This is a genomic window from Mycobacterium gordonae (genome assembly GCF_002101675.1).
Classification (GTDB): Bacteria; Actinomycetota; Actinomycetes; order Mycobacteriales; family Mycobacteriaceae; genus Mycobacterium; species Mycobacterium gordonae.
This window is the reverse complement of record NZ_LQOY01000012.1, coordinates 59,836-80,350: the sequence shown is the minus strand read 5'-3', so window position 1 is coordinate 80,350 and position 20,515 is coordinate 59,836. Positions and strand designations below refer to the sequence as shown.

Annotated in this window: 21 protein-coding genes and 1 tRNA gene; 11 read left to right on the top strand and 11 right to left on the bottom strand. The window is 65.2% G+C overall.

The window, feature by feature from the left end:
• The first annotated feature begins 255 nt into the window (after positions 1 to 255).
• Positions 256 to 1,779, top strand: coding sequence for an aldehyde dehydrogenase family protein (locus AWC08_RS01290; protein WP_069433112.1), 1,524 nt, complete (start codon positions 256 to 258; stop codon positions 1,777 to 1,779).
• 47 nt (positions 1,780 to 1,826) lie between these two features.
• On the opposite strand, the gene AWC08_RS01285 is transcribed toward AWC08_RS01290, so the two are convergent.
• The 3 genes from AWC08_RS01285 to AWC08_RS01275 form a co-directional block, all read right to left on the bottom strand.
• Complete coding sequence (locus AWC08_RS01285; RefSeq protein WP_069433137.1) at positions 1,827 to 3,374, bottom strand: acyl-CoA synthetase; 1,548 nt, start codon at positions 3,372 to 3,374, stop codon at positions 1,827 to 1,829.
• 8 nt (positions 3,375 to 3,382) lie between these two features.
• Entirely contained in the window at positions 3,383 to 4,672 is a 1,290-nt protein-coding gene (locus tag AWC08_RS01280) for a cytochrome P450 (protein ID WP_069433136.1), read from the bottom strand.
• 109 nt (positions 4,673 to 4,781) lie between these two features.
• The gene (locus AWC08_RS01275) at positions 4,782 to 5,924 is read right to left on the bottom strand and encodes a helix-turn-helix transcriptional regulator (RefSeq protein ID WP_083271062.1); all 1,143 of its coding nucleotides are present in this window, start codon (positions 5,922 to 5,924) and stop codon (positions 4,782 to 4,784) included.
• A gap of 130 nt (positions 5,925 to 6,054) precedes the next feature.
• Here AWC08_RS01275 and AWC08_RS01270 point away from each other — a divergent pair, with 130 nt between their 5' ends.
• Positions 6,055 to 6,822 (top strand): enoyl-CoA hydratase/isomerase family protein, encoded by a 768-nt coding sequence (locus AWC08_RS01270; protein WP_069433114.1) that lies wholly within the window; start codon positions 6,055 to 6,057, stop codon positions 6,820 to 6,822.
• Here AWC08_RS01270 and AWC08_RS01265 read toward each other — a convergent pair.
• Genes AWC08_RS01265 through AWC08_RS01250 form a run of 4 tightly spaced genes read right to left on the bottom strand, consistent with a single transcriptional unit; the run spans position 6,819 to position 9,720 of the window.
• Entirely contained in the window at positions 6,819 to 7,649 is an 831-nt protein-coding gene (locus tag AWC08_RS01265) for an SDR family NAD(P)-dependent oxidoreductase (RefSeq protein WP_069433115.1), read from the bottom strand. The genes AWC08_RS01270 and AWC08_RS01265 overlap by 4 nt on opposite strands.
• A gap of 15 nt (positions 7,650 to 7,664) precedes the next feature.
• The gene (locus AWC08_RS01260; RefSeq protein ID WP_065135728.1) at positions 7,665 to 8,078 is read right to left on the bottom strand and encodes a MaoC family dehydratase; all 414 of its coding nucleotides are present in this window, start codon (positions 8,076 to 8,078) and stop codon (positions 7,665 to 7,667) included.
• Complete coding sequence (locus AWC08_RS01255; protein WP_065135727.1) at positions 8,075 to 8,533, bottom strand: MaoC family dehydratase N-terminal domain-containing protein; 459 nt, start codon at positions 8,531 to 8,533, stop codon at positions 8,075 to 8,077. Before AWC08_RS01255 ends, AWC08_RS01260 begins: the two co-directional genes overlap by 4 nt.
• A 2-nt stretch (positions 8,534 to 8,535) precedes the next feature.
• Complete coding sequence (locus tag AWC08_RS01250; RefSeq protein ID WP_069433116.1) at positions 8,536 to 9,720, bottom strand: lipid-transfer protein; 1,185 nt, start codon at positions 9,718 to 9,720, stop codon at positions 8,536 to 8,538.
• 141 nt (positions 9,721 to 9,861) lie between these two features.
• Between AWC08_RS01250 and AWC08_RS01245 the strand changes: the two genes are divergently transcribed.
• Positions 9,862 to 11,046 (top strand): TetR/AcrR family transcriptional regulator, encoded by a 1,185-nt coding sequence (locus AWC08_RS01245; RefSeq protein WP_083271063.1) that lies wholly within the window; start codon positions 9,862 to 9,864, stop codon positions 11,044 to 11,046.
• Between the two features lie 291 nt (positions 11,047 to 11,337).
• Here AWC08_RS01245 and AWC08_RS01240 read toward each other — a convergent pair whose 3' ends face one another.
• Both AWC08_RS01240 and AWC08_RS01235 read right to left on the bottom strand, forming a co-directional pair.
• Complete coding sequence (locus AWC08_RS01240; protein ID WP_069433118.1) at positions 11,338 to 12,342, bottom strand: LLM class flavin-dependent oxidoreductase; 1,005 nt, start codon at positions 12,340 to 12,342, stop codon at positions 11,338 to 11,340.
• A 154-nt stretch (positions 12,343 to 12,496) separates the two neighbouring features.
• Entirely contained in the window at positions 12,497 to 13,792 is a 1,296-nt protein-coding gene (locus tag AWC08_RS01235; RefSeq protein WP_083271064.1) for a cytochrome P450, read from the bottom strand.
• Between the two features lie 175 nt (positions 13,793 to 13,967).
• On the opposite strand from AWC08_RS01235, the gene AWC08_RS01230 reads away from it, so the two are divergent.
• The 7 genes from AWC08_RS01230 (at position 13,968) to AWC08_RS34800 (ending at position 17,889) form a co-directional block, all read left to right on the top strand.
• Entirely contained in the window at positions 13,968 to 15,248 is a 1,281-nt protein-coding gene (locus AWC08_RS01230) for an ABC1 kinase family protein (RefSeq protein WP_159459947.1), read from the top strand.
• Between the two features lie 78 nt (positions 15,249 to 15,326).
• Entirely contained in the window at positions 15,327 to 15,722 is a 396-nt protein-coding gene (locus AWC08_RS01225) for a nucleotidyltransferase family protein (protein ID WP_232007781.1), read from the top strand.
• 25 nt (positions 15,723 to 15,747) lie between these two features.
• Positions 15,748 to 15,948, top strand: coding sequence for a HepT-like ribonuclease domain-containing protein (locus tag AWC08_RS37535; protein ID WP_197521985.1), 201 nt, complete (start codon positions 15,748 to 15,750; stop codon positions 15,946 to 15,948).
• Positions 15,927 to 16,103: a HepT-like ribonuclease domain-containing protein gene (locus tag AWC08_RS39490; protein ID WP_197521986.1), complete on the top strand. Its 177-nt coding sequence runs from the start codon at positions 15,927 to 15,929 to the stop codon at positions 16,101 to 16,103. The genes AWC08_RS37535 and AWC08_RS39490 overlap by 22 nt, the downstream gene beginning before the upstream one ends.
• A 573-nt stretch (positions 16,104 to 16,676) precedes the next feature.
• Complete coding sequence (locus AWC08_RS01215; RefSeq protein WP_069433120.1) at positions 16,677 to 16,952, top strand: type II toxin-antitoxin system Phd/YefM family antitoxin; 276 nt, start codon at positions 16,677 to 16,679, stop codon at positions 16,950 to 16,952.
• On the top strand, positions 16,949 to 17,350 hold the full coding sequence (locus tag AWC08_RS01210) for a type II toxin-antitoxin system VapC family toxin (protein WP_069433121.1): 402 nt from the start codon (positions 16,949 to 16,951) through the stop codon (positions 17,348 to 17,350). Before AWC08_RS01215 ends, AWC08_RS01210 begins: the two co-directional genes overlap by 4 nt.
• A 347-nt stretch (positions 17,351 to 17,697) precedes the next feature.
• Complete coding sequence (locus AWC08_RS34800) at positions 17,698 to 17,889, top strand: hypothetical protein (RefSeq protein ID WP_142283349.1); 192 nt, start codon at positions 17,698 to 17,700, stop codon at positions 17,887 to 17,889.
• A 373-nt stretch (positions 17,890 to 18,262) separates the two neighbouring features.
• On the opposite strand, the gene AWC08_RS01205 is transcribed toward AWC08_RS34800, so the two are convergent.
• Positions 18,263 to 18,336: transfer RNA gene (locus AWC08_RS01205), tRNA-Ile, on the bottom strand.
• A 425-nt stretch (positions 18,337 to 18,761) separates the two neighbouring features.
• Here AWC08_RS01205 and AWC08_RS01200 point away from each other — a divergent pair.
• Positions 18,762 to 20,018, top strand: a complete 1,257-nt coding sequence (locus AWC08_RS01200) for a fatty acid desaturase family protein (RefSeq protein ID WP_069433122.1) — start codon at positions 18,762 to 18,764, stop codon at positions 20,016 to 20,018.
• Here the strand turns inward: AWC08_RS01200 and AWC08_RS01195 are convergent.
• Positions 19,984 to 20,496 carry a nitroreductase family deazaflavin-dependent oxidoreductase gene (locus AWC08_RS01195; RefSeq protein WP_172835213.1) on the bottom strand — a complete coding sequence of 171 codons (513 nt, stop codon included), beginning with the start codon at positions 20,494 to 20,496 and terminating at the stop codon, positions 19,984 to 19,986. The genes AWC08_RS01200 and AWC08_RS01195 overlap by 35 nt on opposite strands.
• Between the last annotated feature and the right edge of the window lie 19 nt (positions 20,497 to 20,515).

The following is a 20,515-nucleotide window of genomic DNA, read 5'->3' as shown; positions in this document are numbered from 1 at the left end:
CTCCGCCGCGCTGGCCAGCATGGATGTCAACGTCGCCGTGACGCGCACCCCAGGTCGCCCGCTAGAAGGGACTTCAGATGACCGCACCCACGGCCGCCGCTACCGACAGGGCCATCAGTCCCGGTCACTGTCCGTGCGGCCGGGGTCAGCGCCACGCACCATGCCGCCAAGTGGTGGAAGACGTCGCGCGATCACTCAGGCGGATTCGATGACGAAACTAACCCCGGCAACGACGATCTTTCGAGCGAGGAAGACATGACTGATATTCCGCACTATTCGATGTACATCGACGGACGTTGGTGTGACACGTCACGCACGTTAGAGGTGCGTCATCCCGCGACCGGTGAACTGGTCGCGACCGTTGCCCAAGGTGATGTGACCACCGCCGACGAGGCCGTCGCCGCGGCAAAGTCAGCACATGAATCGGGCGTCTGGCGCATGACAGCACCCAGCGAGCGGGCTCGTATTCTCGATGCGATCGCCGACAACCTTGCCGCCCGGTCGGAGGAGTTGACCGCGTTACAGGTCTATGAGAACGGCGCGACCGTACGCGCGGCGGGCGCCTTTCTTGTGGGCTACTCGATTGCTCACCTCAAATACTTTGCCTCGCAGGCCCGTTCGTATGCTTTCGAGGAAACCGGGCCGTTGATCGAAGAGCCGACGCTGGCCGCGGGCGTGTTGCGGCGGGAGCCGGTCGGAGTCTGCTCCGGTATCGTGCCGTGGAACTTTCCGCTGCTGCTCGCGGTGTGGAAGTTGGGCCCCGCTCTGGCCGCGGGTAACACAATCGTGCTCAAGCCTGACGATCAAACTCCGCTTACCCTGCTCGAACTCGCCAGGGCCGCACATGAAGTCGGCTTGCCAGCGGGTGTGCTCAATGTGGTTACCGGCCCCGGGCCGGTGGTCGGTGCTCGCCTGGCCGAGCATCCCGACGTTCGCAAGGTGGCCTTCACCGGTTCGACCGAAGTGGGTAAGGGTGTTATGCGGGCCGCCGCCGACAACCTCAAGAAGGTCACCCTCGAGTTGGGCGGCAAGGGCGCCAACATTGTCTGCGACGACGCCGACCTCGACCTTGCGGTCGACGGCACCCTGTTCGGATTCCTGTTGATGAGCGGTCAAGCCTGTGAGTCCGGAACCCGCTTGCTGCTCCATGATTCGATCCACGACGAATTCGTGCGACGGCTGGTTGCCCGCGCGTCCACCCTTGTAGTCGGCGACCCGATGGACCCGGCCACCGACGTCGGTCCGTTGATATCTGCCGTGCAAAAGGCCCGGGTGGAGAAGTACATCGCGCTGGGGCAAGAGGCCGGATGCAAGATCGCATTCCAGGGCGCGACTCCGACGGTGCCCCGGCTCGCAGATGGCCACTGGGTCGCGCCGACCATTTTGACCGGTGCCACCAACGACATGCGGGTGGCACGGGAGGAGATCTTCGGGCCGGTGCTCGTCGTGATCAAGTATGCCGACGACGCCGAGGCCGTCGCGATAGCCAACGACAGCGATTACGGATTGTCTGCCGGGGTGTGGAGTACGGACACGCAACGCGCGTTGGCGATTGCGCGCCAACTGGACTCCGGCACGGTATGGATCAACGACTGGCACATGGTCAACGCGGCGTACCCATTCGGCGGGGTCAAGCAAAGCGGTCTCGGACGCGAGCTCGGACCCCATGCCCTCGATGAATACACCGAGCAGAAATTCGTGCATGTCGACATGGGGACCGACCACTCCAAGCGGGCCTATGCCATCGTCGTGGCGGCTGCGGCCGCGAATACGGCCTGAGCCGCGCCGAAGTGGTTGCGCCAGAGGGTGGTTAGCTGATCTAGCGCTCAGCCGATCAAGCGGTCGGAGCCTGCCCAATACTTTGCACGCAGTGCCCGTTTGAGGACTTTGCCCGCAGCCGACAACGGTAGCTCGCTGACGACTTCGAACGTGCGGGGGATCTTGTAGCCACCGATAAGTGACTTGCAGAACTCCCCCAGCTCTTCATCGTCGGCGCGCTGCCCCGGTGCCAGCACCACAACGGCGTGCACCCGCTCACCCCAGCGCTCGTCGGGGACACCGATCACGGCGCAGGTGGCCACCGCGGGGTGGCGTGCCAGCGCGTTTTCAACCTCGACCGAATACACGTTCTCCCCGCCGGACACGATCATGTCTTTGATGCGATCGACGACGAATACGTACCCGCGTTCGTCCATGTAGCCGGCATCGCCGGTGTGCATCCACCCGTTCCGCAGCACGGCCGCGGTCTCCTCGGGCTTGCCCCAATACCCGGCCATGACGTGGCCGCCGCGGATGGTGATCTCGCCGACCTGACCACGCGGCAGTTCGGCGTCGTCGTCGCCGACGATGCGAACCTCGGAGTGCGGCGCCGCGGTGCCTCCCGATCGACGCACTACCGGGTCGTGGTGGTCTTGCGGCGACAGCAGGGTGGCGATTGGGGACACCTCTGTCATTCCATAGGCCTGCACGAACGAAGCCGTGGGCAGCCGCACCGCCGCACGCTCCAGCAGGGCGGCCGAGATCGGCGACCCGCCGTACATGACCGCCCGCAGGCTGCTGGTGTCGCAGTCGGGCAGCGACGGGTGGTCGACGAGCATCTGGACCATGGTCGGTACGAGCAGCAGGTCGCTCACCCGGTGTCTTTGCACCGCATCTAGCACCCACTCGGGCTTGAAGGACGGGATGAAGACATGCGCACCGCCCCGGATCATCTGTTCCAGCCAGATCGCCAGGTCGGCGAGATGAAACATGGGTGCGGCATGCAGCAGCGGCCCACCTGAGGTCAGGAAAAACCCCGACGCCAGTCCGCCCATCGCCGATGTCATCAGATTTTCGTGGCTGAGCATGACGCCCTTCGGGTGCCCGCTGGTTCCTCCTGTGTAGAACACCCCGGCGAGGTCGCAGCCGCTGCGGTGAGCGTCGGGCACGGGATCGCTAGTCCGTATCAACTTCTCGTAGGCGACGGTTCCGTCAGGCGTCGCGCCATCGCCGCAGTAGATGACGTTGGCCAGATCCGCGAATTGCGAACGAAGTTCGGGAAGCAGTGACAGGAAGGTGTCGTCAATCAGCAACATCCGTGAGTCGGAGTCACGCAGGCTGTAGGCGATCTCGGCGGCGCTCCACCGGATGTTGATCGGGTTCACCACACAGCCGGCCCACACGGTCGCCAGCAAGTACTCCTGGTAGCGGTCGGAGTTCAGGGACAGGACGGCGATACGGTCATTCCCGCGCGCCCCCAGCGACCGGAATCCGCCGGCCAGTCGGGCCACGCGGTCGGCGACATCCGCGAAGGTGCGGACCCGCTCGCCACAAATTGTCATCGTGGCGTGCGGGGTGGCCCGCAGCGACCGGTGCAGTCCTTGCGTCAGGTACATGCCTTTGGTCATTGCGGGGTGAAGCGGAAGGGCAGGCGTTTGATCCCGTGAATGAAGTTGGTGCCCAACAAGTCTGGCTCTCCGGTCTCGAATTCCGGTATGCGCGTGAACAACTCCCGCGCTTCAGCCCGCAGCATCGACCGGGCCAGATTGGCACCCAGGCAGTAGTGGACACCGCCGCCGCCGAAGCTGACGTGGGGATTGGGTGAGCGGGACAGGTCGAATGTGCGGGGGTGCTCGAAGACGTCGCCGTCGAAGTTGCCCGCCAGGTAGATCATCACCACCTTGTCGCCCGGCATGATCTTCTGTCCGCCCAACTCGGTCTCGACGACGGCGGTGCGGCTGAAGGTGAGCAGCGGTGTCGACCAGCGGATGAACTCCTCGACGGCGGTGCCGATCCGTGCGTCGAAGTCCTCGAGCAGCCACCTGCGTTGCTCCGGGAACAGCGACAGGGCCCGTACCGCGTGGCCGAGGGTAGTTTTTGTGGTGTCGGTGGCCGCGCCGGAGAGCAGGCAGAAGAACGAGGCGATCTCGAAGTCGGTGAGTTGCTGCCCGTCGATCTCGGCCTGCGTCATCGACGAAATGATGTCATCGCCGGGTTCGCGGCGGCGCAGTTCGATGATCTCCTGAGCCACCTGGTGCAGCCCAGCGATCGACTCCAACTGCACTTCGGCGGCGGCGCGTCCGGCCAGATACTCCTCGTCGGCCCAGGACACCGCACCGATGACGTGCTTGACCGTGGCCTCCTCGAGATGGCTTGGCACGCCAAACATCTCACAGAACATCCGCACTGGCAGGAGGCTCGCGCAGCGATCCATGAACTCGATCTCGCCCGACGGATCGGTGGCGATGTCATCGACGATCTGCTTGGCCGCCAGCTCGATCTTGTCCTCGATCCGTTTGATCTGGCGCGGGGTGAAAGCCTTGCTCACCAGCCGGCGCAACTGGTCGTGTCTGGGTGGGTCCATTGCCAGGAAGGACAGCGCCATCTCCAGAAACAATGGGGGCAGCCGGTCGAAGAACACCCCCTGGCCGGAGACGAACGTCTGGTTGTCGTGGCTGACCCGCTTGATGTCGGCGTGGCGCACGACCGCCCAGAAGCCGGGATCGTCGGGGTCGGGCACCACGGCACCTTCGATGGGACGCTGCCAGGACACCGGGTGCTCGGCGCGGAGTTGGGCGAACACCTCATCCATCTGCAGTGCCGGACGGGCCCAGAACGACTTGCTCGATACCTCGATGTCGCAGTAGTCGGGTTTGTTGTCCGACGTGGCGGGAAGAATGCCCTCGATTTGCATGGTGCCTCCAGTGCACGCGTGAATTGCGTTGACCTTCAGTGTCGGAGGGATGCGGGCGGGCAGCATCCCTCCAAGAGGGTCTGTTTGCACCCCCAATGGACAGCCGGGGTCAGGAGTTCAGCCGCAGCCAGTACGACACCGCTTCGGCGCGATTGGCCGTGCCGAGTTTGCGGAAGATGTGCTTCATATGGCCCTTGACCGTTCCTTCGGAGATGGTCAACGCCCGGGCGATCCGCGCGTTGGTGGCGCCGTTGGCGACGAGTTCGAGCACCTCGAGTTCTCGGCGAGTGAGGACGCTGGCCGTGCCCCGGTGCGGTCCCGCCGCGTCGAGCGCGCCGCGGCCCAGGGAGGGGCGGCGGTGGGTGCGGCCGGACCAGCTGCACTCCAATTCGGCGATCCGGGAGGTGATGCCATCTACCTGCGCATGCAGCGCACGCAGCTCGTCGAGCATCGTGAGGCGCGACATGGTGGCCCCCAAGTATTCGCCGAACAAGCCGAGCAGGCGAATATCACTGTTGGTGAACCGGCGTGACCGGTAGAACGAGTCGGCATGGACAAAGCCGATCACGTTGCGGCAGGACATGATTGGCGCCGCGACATACCGCTGGCCCTTGGAGATGTCGATGATGGTGGCATAACAGCGCGGCAGCCGGTGCACATCGTCGACCAGGATCGGCCGCAGCCTGCGCAGCATTTCGGCCTCGGGCAGCGCCGCGTCGATGACCTCCGGGTGTTCCTGCCCGGCGGCGACTATTTGCGACGCCCAGCTGGGATCACGTTCGATGTGCCCGGCGACCGGCACCCACTGGCCGTCGGCCACCGAGGAGATCAGCGCGCGGTCGAATCCGAGATTGGTAGCTGCGATTGCGGCGCGGTCGAGCAGATGGGCGGGATCATCGATCAGTTCGAGCTCGGCGATAGCGTCACGCAGGCTGGCCAGCGCAGTGTCGACCCGCTCGACCTCGCTCGCATGGATGCGGGTGAGCGCTGACTTGACGCGGGAGAGCAGTTCGATGTCGTGCGCGTCCGGCGGCGCCGTCCCAGAAAGGGCGTCGACGGCGGCGCGCCACACCTCGTCGAGCACGTCGAGCGCTTCGGCGCAGTCCGTGACGGCGGAGGCCGAGCCGATGCCGGGATAGCGTGCCCGCGCGGTGGCGAGAAGGTCGGCAACCTCGACCCGGTCTTGGGTCTGCAGGCTCAATCCCCGCCGTCGGGGCGATCGCACACTGCTGACGACAGGCGCACTGGCCATGGGGATCTCCTTCGAACGCCGCTGCGCCTTCAGTATAAGTGAATATCATTAGGTTCAATCCGGAAGACAAAAGCCCCTCCGCACCGCGATCTTTTCACATAAGTGAAGGCCGAATAGCTATTCTGAGGGTATGACCGCCGACGTCGTCCGCACTACGCAACCAGCCGAGCACATCGCGGTCGTGGAACTCAACCGCCCAGAAGTCCTCAACGCGCTCGACGAGGAGTTGATGGCCGACCTGGATGCTGCACTCAGCCGGCTCGCCGCCGACGACGACGTCCACGTGGTGATCTTGACCGGTGCGGGGCGGGGTTTCTGCTCCGGCGCCGATATGAAGATCCTGTCGGTGCTCGCGGAGTCCGACTCGACGTTCGCGATGATGAAAGAGGTCAGCCGGCCGGTGCTCACGCTGCACCGGCTCCCGCAGCTGACGATCGCGGCGGTCAACGGTCCGGCCGCCGGTGCAGGGTGGGGCTTGGCCCTCGCCTGCGACATTCGTATCGCGGCGACCTCGGCCCGTTTCGGTGCGACATTCGCCCAGATGGGACTCGGCCCGGACTATGGGCTCTCCAAGACCTTGCCGGCAGCTGCCGGCCGTGACCGGGCGCTGGAGTTGTTGCTGACGGCGAGGATCATCCACGCGCGCGAAGCCGCCGAGATCGGTGCGGTCTCTGCCGTCGTCGACGATGCCCTGGCCGAGGCATTGCGGCTCGCGGCGGAGGTGGTCAGGGCGCCGGCGCGGACGATCCGCTCGGTCAAACGGACATTGCGGCTCGCCGCAACCGCCGACTTCGACCGCGCCGTCGAGGAGATCGAGGCGCAGGCTCAGGCCGAGCTCTTCAATCACCCGGACTTCATGGATGTCGCGGCAGCGTGGATCTCGCGCGTGGTCGGCTAAAAGTTGAATCCGCCTCCGCAGACCAGTGTTTGGGCGCTGATGTAGTCCGATTCCGGCGTGCACAGCAGGTAGACGGCCCCGGCCGCCTCCGCCGGGGTGCCGGAGCGGCCGAGCGGGATCATCTGCTCCATGGCTGCCAGCAAGCCGGGGTTGACGCCGACCTTGATCTCCTGACCGCGCACGGTGATGGTTCCGTCGCCGTCGGCGGCTGATTCGGTGAGCCGCGTCTTGATCAGCCCGAATGCCACGCTGTTGACCGTGACGTTGTAGCGGCCCCATTCTTTGGCCAGCGCCTTCGTCAGGCCGATGACGCCGGCCTTGGCGGCGGCATAGTTCGCCTGCCCGGCATTGCCGCCGAGCCCGGCAAGCGAGGAGATGTTCACCACCTTGCGGCAGCTGACCGGCTGCCCGGATTCGTTGGCGCTCTTGACCAGTCGGCTGATCACCGGCTGAGCGGCCCGCAGGATGTGAAACGGTGCCTTGAGATGGACGTCGACGATGGCATCCCACTGTTCGTCCGTCATCTTCTGGATCACCGAATCCCACGTGTACCCGGCGTTGTTGACGATGATGTCCAATCCACCGAAGGCGTCCATCGCCGTCTGCACGAACCGCTCGCCGAAGCCTTCGTCGGTCACGCTGCCGACGCACCCGACAGCACGGCCACCCGCGGCCTCGATGGCCGCCACCGTCTCGGCGGCCGGGTCGGCGTCGAGGTCGTTGATGACGACCGAGGCGCCCTCGGCGGCGAGCTTGAGCGCGATCTCGCGACCGATGCCTCGTCCCGATCCCGATACGACGGCGACCTTGCTGTGCAGAGTTCCCATGAGTGACAGCGCCTTTCAGTTGATTGCGATGACGGCGTCGCCGGACAGCGTGACGGTGCCATCGGCGAGGGTGACGGTGAGTTCCACGCTGGCGCGCCGTTCGCCGTCGATCTCCTCGATCGAGCTGACCCGGCCGGTGCAGGTGGGCCGGCCGTGCACCGGTGTGATCGCGGCGAACCTGACCTGATACGAGCGCAGGTTCTGCTGCGGGACCCAGTTGGTCAGCAGCCGCGCCAGATAGGCCATCGACAGCATCCCGTGGGCGAACACGTCGGGCACCCCAGCGGATTTCGCGGCGTCGAGGTCGATGTGGATCGGGTTATGGTCGCCGGACGCGCCGGCGAAAAGTGCCAGCGTCGACCGCGATATCGCGGGCACTGTCAACGGCGGAAGCTCGGTGCCGATGGCAATCGAATCGATGACGGTCATGCGCTGCCTCCCGGGTTGCGAACGACGATCACCGATCGCAGGTCGGCGATCGGCGTGGCGTCGGCGCGTATCACGGCCGTGTCCTTGACGATGAACTGAAGCGTGCCGGCCTTTTTGGTGTAGACGTCGGTGATGCGAGGGTGCGCCACCAACTCGTCACCTGCGTAGGCGATTTCGTGGTAGACGAAGCTCTGCTCGCCATGCAGTACGAAGCGCAGGTCGACGCCGAGCGCCGCCAGATACGCGAACGGGTCGGGTGCTTCGAGTTCGATCGAGAACAGGAACGTCGGCGGCGCGGGGAGGTCGGGATGCCCGGCACCGGTCGCGGCGTCGACGTCGGTGTAGACGGGGTTCGTCTCGCCGATCGCCTTGGCGAAGAAGCGCAGCCTGCCCCGGTCCAGAGTGATTGTGGTCGTCGGCAATTCGGTGCCGACCACGCTGGGATTCAGCGCCACGGTCAGCTCACCCTCTCGTACATGGTGACGACCGCGGCACCGCCGAGGCCGATGTTGTGCTGCAGGGCCACCGCGGCATCATCCACCTGGCGCTCCTGCGCCAGCCCACGCAGTTGCCAGACCAGTTCGGCGCACTGCGCAAGACCGGTGGCACCCAATGGGTGTCCCTTCGACAGGAGCCCGCCCGACGGGTTGGTGACCACCCGGCCGCCGTAGGTGTTGTCACCGTCGAGAATGAATTTCTCGGCGGTGCCGACCGGCGTCAGGCCGAGAGCCTCGTAGGTGAGCAGCTCGTTGGCGGTGAAGCAGTCGTGCAGTTCGACCACGCGGATGTCTTCCGGCGCCACCCCCGAAGCCTCGTAGACCTGGTCGGCGGCCGCCTTGGCCATGTCGTAGCCAACGACTTTGATCATGTCGCCGCTGAAGGTTGACGAGGAGTCGGTCGCCATGGCCTGAGCCTTTATCGCCACGTCTACCCGTATGCCGTGCTTGCGGGCGAACTCCTCACTGACCAACACCGCAGCCGCCGCACCACAGGTCGGCGGACAGCACTGCAGGCGGGTCAGCGGCCCGTAGATCTGCGGAGAGGCCAGGACATCTTCGACCGTGACCTCGTCCCGGAATACCGCGTACGGATTATTCTTGGCGTGCGCCCGCGCCTTGACCGCAATGCGGGCGAAGGTCTCGGGTCGGGTGCCGTAGGTTTCGGCGTACTGCCGGCCCGCACCGCCGAAGTACTGGGCCGCCATCGGAGCGGCGTCATCCCAGCCCTGCAGGGTCCGGGTCGCCTCGTCGAACCGGTCGAACGGGCTGGGCCGGTCGGTCCACATCGACGAAAGCGCGCCCCGCTGCATCTGCTCGAAACCCACTGCCAGCACGCAGTCGGCGGCGCCGTTCTCGATGGCCTGGCGTGCCAGCCACAGCGCGGTGGACCCTGTCGAACAGTTGTTGTTCACATTGACGATCGGGATGCCGGTCTGCCCCACGCCATACAGCGCTGCTTGGCCAGATGTTGAGTCTCCATACACATAGCCCACGTAGGCCTGCTGCACTGAGGAGTAGTCGACACCCGCGTCAGCCAGGGCATTGCGTACGGATCCTTCTGCCATCGTGGTGTATAACTCGGTGCGGCTTGGTGTGGCGAACGGAATCATCCCCACGCCGGCGACGATTACGCGACGGGCCATCTGACCTCCAATAGACTATTAGATATTCACTTAAATTAGACTACGGTGGATCAGGGTGGCAAGCCGGCGTCGGCAGTCCGGCGTTAGGCTGTCTGTCGTTCACCGCTGCCGCGCAGTGGCGGAGGGAAGGGGTGCACCGGGGTGACGACAGTTCCCCGTCCGGAGCGGGGCACCAGGCCAGCCAACCGTCGGGATTTGATCCTGGAGGCCGCGACCGAGCTCTTCTGTGCCCGGGGCTATGAGCACGTCGCCGTGGGCGACATCGCCGAGGCCGTGGCCGTGGGGCCGTCAGCGCTGTACCGGCATTTCTCCAGCAAGCAGGAGCTGCTGGAGGAACTCGTGTTCAACGGTCTTGAGTCGTTCACGGCAGTCGTGAGCGGCATGGCGTTCACCGACGCCGAACAGTCTCTGCTGGACCTTGCCGAGCTGGCCGTGACGAGCAGGCACATCGGGATACTGGTTGAACGCGAGGCGCGGCATCTGTCCGGCGACACGCAGACACGACTGCGCGCCGCGAGCCAGGATCTGGCGGGCGGGCTGGCCGAATTTCTCGAAGCCGTGCGGCCCGACCTCGACGGCGACGCCAGGGACTTGTTCGCCTGGATGATCCTTGGCGTTGTCGTCAGTCCGTCGTTCTATCAATCGGACCTGTCCGCCAAAGAGCAGGCCCGACTATTGGCCGAACTCACTGGCCGGGTACTGACCGCGCAAGCACCCGTCGGGTTTGCGATGGTAGAAGGGCGGCACCGGCCGACCGGCTTGCTGCCGCATTCCCGACGAGAAGCCCTGCTGCAGAAGGCGATCCAGTTGTTCGCCGAACGGCGTTACGCGAGCGTGGGGATTGAGGACGTGGCGGCGTCGCTCGGGATGGCGGGCCCTAGCGTCTATGGCCACTTCGCCAGCAAGGCCGACCTGCTGGCCACCGCTCTGTCCCGCGGCGCCGCATACCTGTACATGCAGGCTTCCGATGTGCTTGCTGCGTCGAACACGGCAGCCGCCGCACTCAGCAGCCTGGTGAGTTCCTACGTGGAGTTCGCGCTGGCCCACCCGGCGTTGGTCGACCTGCTGATGACCGAGGTGCGCAATCTGCCCGAGCCGCATCGCGACGCGGCGCTGGCAGCACAACGTACCTACGTCGACGAATGGGTCCATCTGCTGAGGCAATTCCGGCCCGAACTCAGCGAGTCGGTGGCTCGGCTGCAGGTGCAAGCAGTGCTGACACTGGTCAACTACGTCGTGCGGGTGCGCCATATCCAGTCGGCTACGGGTATCTCCACTGCCGTTAGTGGGACCTGTCAGCACCTGTTGGGCCTGCAAGATGGCTGACGTTTCTGTGCCGGTTGAGCCCAGACACTCTGGGTTACTTAGCTCATCCGTAGCGTTTGACTGCTGGACAGTGAAATTGGGCTTGGCCGGCGCGGTGTCGAAGAGCGTTACCGCCCCGCCGCCCGCAGACGCAACCCATCGATACCGGCATGAGCCACATCGGGTTCCGCGGTATCGTGCGGTCACCATCGGCTTAACGACGTCACTGAACTCCGACCGCACAGCACTGTCGGATACGTTGTGGCCGTGCGTGATTGGTGCGGTGGTCCTGGCGTAGCAGACTACAGCGAGCTAGTTGCCGACGCCGGTCAGGCCGGCAGCGGACGCAAACGCACGTAGTTCACGCTCGATATCCGGACCCGCCGGCTGATACGCCACTTCGGTGACGCCCGAAGCGCCTAAAGCGGCGATCTTGCCCGGCATCTTGTCACGGGTCGCCGTCAAAGCCATCGAACTGGCCATCGGGATCAGGTCCGCGACGTGAGGTGCGTCCCTCGGGTTCGCCTCGACGAGGTGACCTGCGTGGATCGCAAGGTGCCGTTCGTGTTGGGGCACAGTCTCAATCGCTGCGCGCCAGCGACGTCCGCCGGGCAACGCGTCGACCGCCGCCGCACCACCCCGTTCGTACATCGCGTGGTAGAGCACCACAGCGGCCGGGCCGGCGGCGGCGACCACCCGCGGCGACGTCAACTCCTCGCCGTCGTCCAGGACGGTGCCGAACGCCAGCAACGCGCGCCAGTCGGCCGCCTCCACGGCGTCGGGCTGAGGGACGGCCGCGGAGAAGACGCCGTCGCCCAGCTCGGCCGCGACCGCCAATCCCCTGGGACCGTCCGCGCCGATCAGGATGGGCACAGCGAGCGGCCGCTGCGCGCCGAAGCCGGGAAGCTGCAGCATCCGGATCGTGGCGCCGTCCCACTCGGCCGGCTCGCCTGCCAGTAGCGCCTTGAGACAGCGGACGTACTCGGCGACCCGCCGCCACGGCATCGGTCGCTGCCCCAGCGTGAAGCGCCCCGTGAACCCCGAACCGATCGCGACGGCCACACGATTGGGTGCCTGATCCGCGAGCTCGGCGATCGCGGCGGCGTTGACCATCGGATGTCGCAGGCTGGGGACAAGCACCCCAGGACCGAGGCCGATGCGAGTCGTGCGCTCGGCGCACCGGCTCAGCACCATCCACACGTCGGGGTAGAGTGCCGGCGAGTCGTAGAGCCATGCACGTTTGTAGCCCAGCTCCTCAGCCAGCTCGACGTGTTCGGGAGTGGTTGACGACGTCGCGAACGCGCAGGAGATCTCCACGTGAGCTGACGGTACTCGCCACGCCACTGCCGATCCCGAATGTCACCGTCAGCCGGCGCCATAGATGACGTGAGTGGGCGGCCGCAATGCCTGGCTGTGAAGCTGCCTTGTGGCGCTGACGACATCGCAATTCGCCGTTATGGGCACCTACCGTCTATGCCGCCACGTCTAGGCTCGTGAGCCCGCGTAGCACCGGATTCGTCCGGTACACCGGCCGGTCGTTCATGAGAGAGAGCCCCGGGAACCGCTGCGTCAGCGCGTCCAACGCGAGCCGCGCCTCGAGCCGCGCGAGCGGCGCTCCGAGGCAGAAGTGCGTGCCGAACCCGAACGCGAGGTGTGGGTTTGGGACGCGCGCGAGGTCGAGCTGGTCTGGGTTCTCGAACGTGTCGGGGTCGTGGTTCGCCGAGCCGATGCTCACCAGCACGAGCGAGCCCTCCGGGATGACCTGATCGTCGATCGCGACGTCCTCAAGCGCGACGCGCACCGTCGCCTGCACGGGCCCGTCGTAGCGGAGCAGCTCCTCGATCGCGGTCGGGAGCAACGCGGGCTCCTTGCCCAGCCGCTTCCACTGATCGGGCTCGCGCAACAGGGCGAGCGTGCCGTTGCCGATCAAGTTCGTCGTCGTCTCGTGGCCGGCCAGCAGCAGCAGGTTGCCGGTCGCGAGCAGCTCGGCATCGGTGAGCGCGTCGCGCTCCTCCTGGGCCGCGATCATCGCGCTGATCAGGTCCTCGCGCGGGGCACGGCGGCGGGCGGCGATGATATCGGCGAGGTAGTCGAAGATCTGGCGCGCCGCCTCTGCGCCAGTCGCGCGTGCCTCGGCGCCGGGCGACGCGAAGCCGTTGATCATCGCGCTCGACCACTGACGGAACTGCCGGTGGTCCTCCGCCGGGACACCGAGCAGCTCAGCGATCACGATCGCTGGGAGCGGCTCGGCGACATCGTGAATCAGGTCAAAGGAGCCCTTGGCCTGCGCCTCGTCGACGAGCTCGCGGACGATCACCTCGATGTGGCCGCGCAGGGCGGCGACACGCTTGGGCGTGAAGGCCTGGTTGACGAGCTTGCGGACACGCGTGTGGTCGGGCGGGTCCATGATCAGCATCGAGCGCATGCCAGTCGCGCTCTGGCGCAGAAACTCCGGCATGCGGTCGAGGTTGTCGCGCATGAGCGGCGCGCGCAGCCGCTCGACCGAGAAACGCGGGTCGCGCAACACCGAGTGGACGTCGCGGTAGCGCGTGAGCATCCACACGCCGGGGCCGGCGTAGTTCGGGACCGGCACCTCGAGCACGGGCCGCACGGTGCGGATCACGGAGTAAATCGGGTAGGGGTTCTCGAGCGAGCCGGCACTCCGCAACGGCAGGAACAGGTCGAAGTCAGCGGAGCCGCTCGGAGAAGGAGGGGGTGACGACCGGTCGCGAGAGGGCGCCGAGCGCTGCCAGACACGAGACGTCATGGCGGGGTCCTCTGGGCGAGCACAATGTTGAGAATGACCGACTGACCAGCCACAATAACACCGTGCCCACGATCGCCTCAAGCGCGCGCGAAGCGCCTCCCCTATCGGTACATCGATAGCAAAGGCGCTCTGCGGCTTCGTGATCCGGCACTTCCGAATCGTCCGAGTCCTGCGCGTGGCGCTTGCCGTCTTGCGCGTCCTGCCCCGCTACCTGCTGCTCCGCGCGCGCGATCGCACCGCGCTGTGGCCTACGAACGACGCCGACTGGCAGCGCGCACACGGCGCAGCGGCCCGGGAGATCAAGCGCGTCGCGCTCTCGCTGGCCGGCGCCTTCACGAAGGCCGCCCAGATCCAGGGCGCACGGGCCGACTTCTTCCCGGCGCCCTTCATCGAGGAACTGAGCCAGTTCCACGACGCGGTGCCGCCGCGCCCCTTCGAGACGCTGCGGCCGCTCGTTGAGCGCGACCTCGGCCGCCCCCTCGACGAGGTCTTCGCGACGATCGACCGCCGGGCCCTCGCCGCCGCTTCGTTGGCGCAGGTGCATCGCGCGACGCTGCGCGACGGCAGCGAGGTCGTCCTGAAGATCCGCTATCCCGAGATTCCGCGGATCATTCCGCTCGACCTCGGCATGCTGTGCCGCGTCGTCGGGATCGTCATGCTCGTGCAGCGGCGCATCGACCTGCGAGCGCTCGTGACCGAGACGACGCGCTTCATCGAGTTTGAGCTCGACTTCCGGCGCGAGGTGCGCTCGACCGAGCGGCTCGCGAAGAACCTCAGTGACGTCCCCTTCGTCGTCGTCCCCCGCGTATATCCGGAGCTGTGCGGTGACAACGTGATCGTGCTCGAGTACCTGGAAGGCATTCAGGTCGCGCGCACGAAAGAGCTTGTCGCGGCGGGCCACAAGCTCGCGGAGATCGCGCGCAAGATCGGCGCGCTCTACGGCACCATGATCTTTGAACAGGGCTTCTTCCATGGCGATCCGCACCCCGGAAACCTACTGATCCTGCCTGATGCCCGGATTGGCCTCCTCGATTTCGGCTTGGCCAAGGAGCTGCCACCAGGATTCGCGCGGCTCGTTGCGACGATGATGGTCTCATCGATGATCGGCGACTCGCGATCCGCGTTCGCTGCGGCCGAGCAGCTCGGCTTCGACGTCGCCTCGATGAAACCCGACAACCTGCGCACGCTGATGCTGATGACGATCGGCGACAGCGACACCGAGGCTGGCTTCTTCGAGATCCTGGGCGAGACGAGCCTGCGCAAGATCCCGGAGGACTTCGCGCTCGTCGGGCGCACGCTGATCCTGCTGAACGGGCTCTCGCACCGGCTCGCGCCCGGGCGCCGGCTGATCCAGGCCGAGCTGCTGAAGCACCTCGCCGCCGGCGCGGCCCGGACAGCCGGCGACGAGCCGGTCCCATCGGCCAGCGCGGAAGATTCGGCGCGCAAGCCCGCGTAGGCCGTTAGGAAGTGCAAGATGTCCTACCCACACGGCGAGCAGCACCGCGTTTGCTCATTCCTAGATCGATGCGTCGCGGTGCGCCGCCTGATGGTGTACTGCTGCGGACGTGGCCACTGCCTTCAGCACGTCGGTGCTGCCGGTCGCGCAGAATACGCAGTGGAGGTGAGGGCGGTGCATGAGGTTGTCGAGTCGAAGCGCCACCAGATTCAGGCGTTGTGCCGTGAGCTGTCGGTGCGCCGGTTGGACGTCTTCGGCTCCGCTGTCACCGACTCATTCAACGTCGAAAGTAGTGATGTCGATGTACTTGTGGAGTTCGAAGCAGGGCCAGACTTCGACCAATACTTCGCGCTCAAAGAAGGGCTCGAAAAAATAATCGGCCGACCGGTTGATGTGGTGACCGCGTCCGGACTGGCCAACCCGTATTTCAAACAGCGCGTCATGCAGACGCGAGAACTGATCTACGCAGCCTGATCCTCGAAAGTATTCGTGGGACGCGGTGCGCGCTGCTGGCTTCCTGCGCCAATTCGCCGCCGGTAAGACATTTGCGGAATACCAGGATGACGTGCTGCTGCGCTCGGCCGTCGAACGGCAATTCGAGATTGTCGGAGAGGCGTTGAATCAGTTGGCGAAGGGCTACGCCGCCATGGCGGCGCAGTTCCCGAGCTGCCGAGGATCATGGCTTTCCGCAACATCTTGATTCACGGATACGCGAACGTCGACGACTCTCTGGTATGGCAAGTCCTTGAAGACAAACTCCCGCAATTGGAAACCGCACTGCGGACATTGCTGGCGGAGTCGCCAGGCGTCGAGGCAATGAATGAGCACACCATTCGCCAGGAGCCCGGGAGTTGAGGCGGGAATCGGAGCGTGCCGGAAGTGGCGAAGGACCGCTATGCGGCGCCACAGTTCCGCCCTATCTGAAGCCAAATCGACCTTGTTCACACCTGATCTGCCTAGACAACGTTCGCGTGACCAGGCGAACCCGGTAGCGGGCTGGGCTGAAATCCCCTCTTGCACAGTGCAATTGACCGTCGGCATAGGGTTCTGGTCCACCCGCGCGCGGAGCGGCCTCGAATTCCGCCGGTCGCCGGGAAAACGTGTCAGCTCGATGCTCACGTCCGACGATGCGCCGGATCACCGCCTTCCCTTCGCTCCATGTGGGGCACGTCATCGCGTCGTGAACTGACCAGCGCGGCTCGCGGGCGGTGCCGACCTACTGATAGCGCCAGACACCAACGTGCCCGTCGACCCCTTTGAGAGCCGCCATCTCGCGCGCGCCGACGGGGCTCAGTGCGGTTATCACCTCGGCCGACCACCTTCGACTTCTCCATGTCCAACCAGCCCCACCGTTTCGACTGGACCCTGATCAGAAGGGTGAAGTGCCACCTCCTCCTGAGGTAGCACCAGAAGTGCTACCTTGGGAGGATGGAAACTGTCGGGATACGTGAATTGCGACAGAACGCATCTCGCTACCTCGCGAGGGTTGAGGCTGGCGAAGAATTGGTGGTGACCAATAAGGGTCGCGTTGTTGCGCGCCTGGTTCCGGTCAGCAGCAGTGAGCGGTCGCGGGATGCTTTGATCGAAGCAGGAGTACTCACCCCGGCGCGACGAACTGGCCCGTTGGTCACGGCCAACCCTATTCGTCGGCAGAGCGATCGCAGTCTCACCGCGGCGCTCGACGAGATCCGCGACGAATCGTGATTTACATCGACACATCGGCGATGATCAAACTAATCGTCGAGGAGACCGAGTCTTCCGCCTTGATCGAATGGGTGGAGATGCGCAAAGAAGAGCCGTTCGTCACCAGCGCGCTAGGCAGGGTCGAGCTGATGCGAACGGCGGCTCGTGATGGCACACCGGGGATCATCGAGCGTGCCCTTCATCTACTTGACGGCCTCGACATCCTTCCGATCACCGAAAAGGTAATCGCCTTGGCTGAGACCATCGGACCAACTACGCTGCGTTCGCTTGACGCGATCCACTTGGCATCGGCCACGCAGATTAGATCGGAACTGACGGCGCTCGTAGCCTATGACGTACGGCTGCTGGAAGGTTGCCGATCAATCGACCTCCCAACCGCAGCCCCGACATCGGCGTAGGACAACTAGTACTGCCCGTCGACCCACGGGTACACGTGGTCGGTACCTGAGCAATCACTTGCAACGGTTCATCGTGGTCGGTCGAGCGCCACTCACACTCGCCCCGCGGAAGCGGAGCAGCCCCTGCCTACCAGTACGACGTCGCGGTGTCGTTCGCCGGAGAGCAGCGGCAATCCGTTGAGGACTTCGGTCGCGGGCTCGACCTGCCGAAGGGCAGAGTGTTCTACGACGCCGACAACAAGGCCGCGCTTTGGGCGCGGAGTTGAGCGAAGTCTTCACAAAGCTATACCGGGACGAGGCACGCTACGTCGTCATGTTCATCTCGCGCGAGACGCCGAGAAGGAGTGGTGCCGCGTCGAACGCCGCTCCGCGCTGCGACGCCGATGCAGACCCGGGGCGCGTACATCTTGCCCGTTCGTCTCGACACCACGAAACTCGATGAGGTCGAATGTCTCTTTGGCACCATCGGCGATCTCGACGGTCTGCGCGAGGGCGTCCGAGGGGTGATCGAATGCATCCGCGAAAGCTCGCAACCGTGATTGGGGAGTCGTCGGAAAGCAACGGACCGCAAGTAGGCCAATCGCTTACGGCGCAGCCGGATTGACCGCGCTGTTACAACGCCGTCCGCACTCGTGGCAGTGGGCCGCTTTTGGGTCGGTCCTCGTGCAGCGGCGCGAAGCGCTCCGAGACGTTCCTCGAGACCACAAGCTCGGCTATGCCGACCCTTCGGGTGAACGGATCAGGAACGTGCAGGACCTCATCGACGTCGGTCAGAACTCGATGCACGATGTGGAGCAGTTAGGCCATCAACGACACGACTTCTGCTCACTCCGGGCTCGACTCCTTAGGGAGTGTGAAGGATCAGCCGAAAGCGAATCGTCACGCATCAGCCGAGGTAATACACAAATACGGTGGGGCGGGCGGGGCTCGAACCCGCGACCAACGGATTATGAGTCCGCGGCTCTAACCAACTGAGCTACCGCCCCCGGAACGCCGTAACGTCGCCGAGCACGACCTAGACCTTAGCTTCCCCACCGACCGCGAGTGACAACACGCTGGTCCAACACCCCGAAATCGCGTCCCCCGGCAAACGCGTGTCCTGGCGTGGCAACCGGTCTCCACCGCTTAGCCTTGACCCTGAGAACTCCGGGCGAGCGATGACGGCACCCCGCATATCCAAAGCCGCCAATTAAGTCTCACCAACGCCCACCTCATATGGCGACAATTAGGCTCGACACGAACGATATTGGCGCGCAGAGACTATTATCCGCAGCGCAGCGGCTACTCCTCGTCGCGCGAAGTACCCGCATCGCGATTAGCCTTAATGCACGGCCGAGCAAGGGGGGCTCGGCCAGGCGATCAGGCGCGGCCGCGGGCCCTGAACGGCACCAACCACCCCCGGGGGAGATATATGGCGATCACGGACGTTGCGGCCTTCGCCCACCTGACCGATGCCGACATCGAGAATCTGGGCACTGAGCTCGACGCCATCCGGCGCGATATCGAGGAGTCCCTGGGTGCGCGCGATGCCCGCTACATCCGCCGCACCATCGCCGCTCAGCGTGCCCTGGAACTCACCGCGCGGGTCATACTCGCCGGCAGCACAAGACGCCCGGTCAAATGGGCCGGAACCGCGACCCTCGCGGTCGCCAAGATCATCGAGAACATGGAGATCGGCCACAACGTCATGCACGGCCAGTGGAACTGGATGAACGATCCGGAGATTCACTCCACCACGTGGGAATGGGACATGAACGCCGCGTCCAAGCACTGGCGCAACGCCCACAACTTCCAGCACCACAAGTTCACGAACATCCTCGACATGGACGACGACGTGGGCTATTTCATCCTGCGCGTCACCCGCGACCAGCCGTGGCAGCCCTACAACCTCGGAAATCTGCCGTACAACCTCGTTCTCGCGCTCGCGTTCGAGTGGGCGATCGGCTTGCAGACCGTCGACCTGGAGAAGTATTTCGAGGACGGGCCCGACGGTGACATCGCCCGTCAGCGGACGCGCGAGTTCGTCACCAAGGTCAGCCGGCAGTTCGTCAAGGATTACGTCGCGTTTCCCGCCCTCACCGCGCTGTCACCGGCCGCAACCTACACATCGACCCTGAAAGCCAACGCTGTGGCCAATGTGGTCCGCAGCATCTGGGCGCACGCGGTCATCGTGTGTGGCCATTTCCCAGACGGCGCAGACAAATTCACCACGACCGACATGGCCGGTGAAACCAGGGGCGAGTGGTATCTACGCCAGATGTTGGGCAGCGCCAACTTTGACGCCGGGCCCGTGTTGCGATTCCTGAGCGGCAACCTGTGCCACCAGATCGAACACCATCTCTTTCCCGACCTGCCGAGCAACAGACTGCGCGAGGCCTCGGTACGAGTGCGGGCGCTGTGCCAAAAGTACGACTTGCCCTACACCACAGCGTCTTTCGCTGTTCAGTACGGTAGGACGTGGCGCACCATCGCGAAGTTGTCGCTGCCGAACAAGTTCCTCCGGGCCACGGCGGACGACGCGCCGGAAACGCGCAGCGAGCGAATGTTCGCCCACCTTGCGCCCGCCACCACCGACCCGAAAACCGGCCGCCGCCGCGGACTCAAGACAGCGATAGCAGCGATCCGTCAGACCGTCAGCCCTCGACCGGCCGCAGCCGAAACACCCTGATCTCCCGCGGCGCGCACTTCTCCCGATACGCCTCATACCCGGCAAAGAAGTCGACCGCCTTCGCCCACGCATCAGCACGCGCCTGCCCGCTCAACAACTCAGCGCGATACTGCCGGGGCGGGCCTTTGTACTCGATCGTGCATTCGGGGTGCGCCACCAGGTTGGCACTCCACCCCGGATGCGAGGGACGCCCGTAGTTGGAGCCGATCGCCAGCAATCCGTCCGAATCTTCAATCAACGTCAGCGGATTCGTGCGCGGCTTGCCGGACTTGGCGCCGGTCGTCGTTACCAGACCGGTCCGGTTCGCGCCCGCGACGCTCAGCCGCCCGTTGGTCCGGGGAATCACGAACTTGTCGATCCGGGGAGCCAATACCATCCCGAGCTGCGAGCCGATGCGGCTCATCGCCACCCGTTCCCCCAGGGCTTCGTGCAGCCGCAACCGACGGCCACGAATGGGACTTTCACGCAGAAAAGGCATGCAGGAACGGTACCCACCA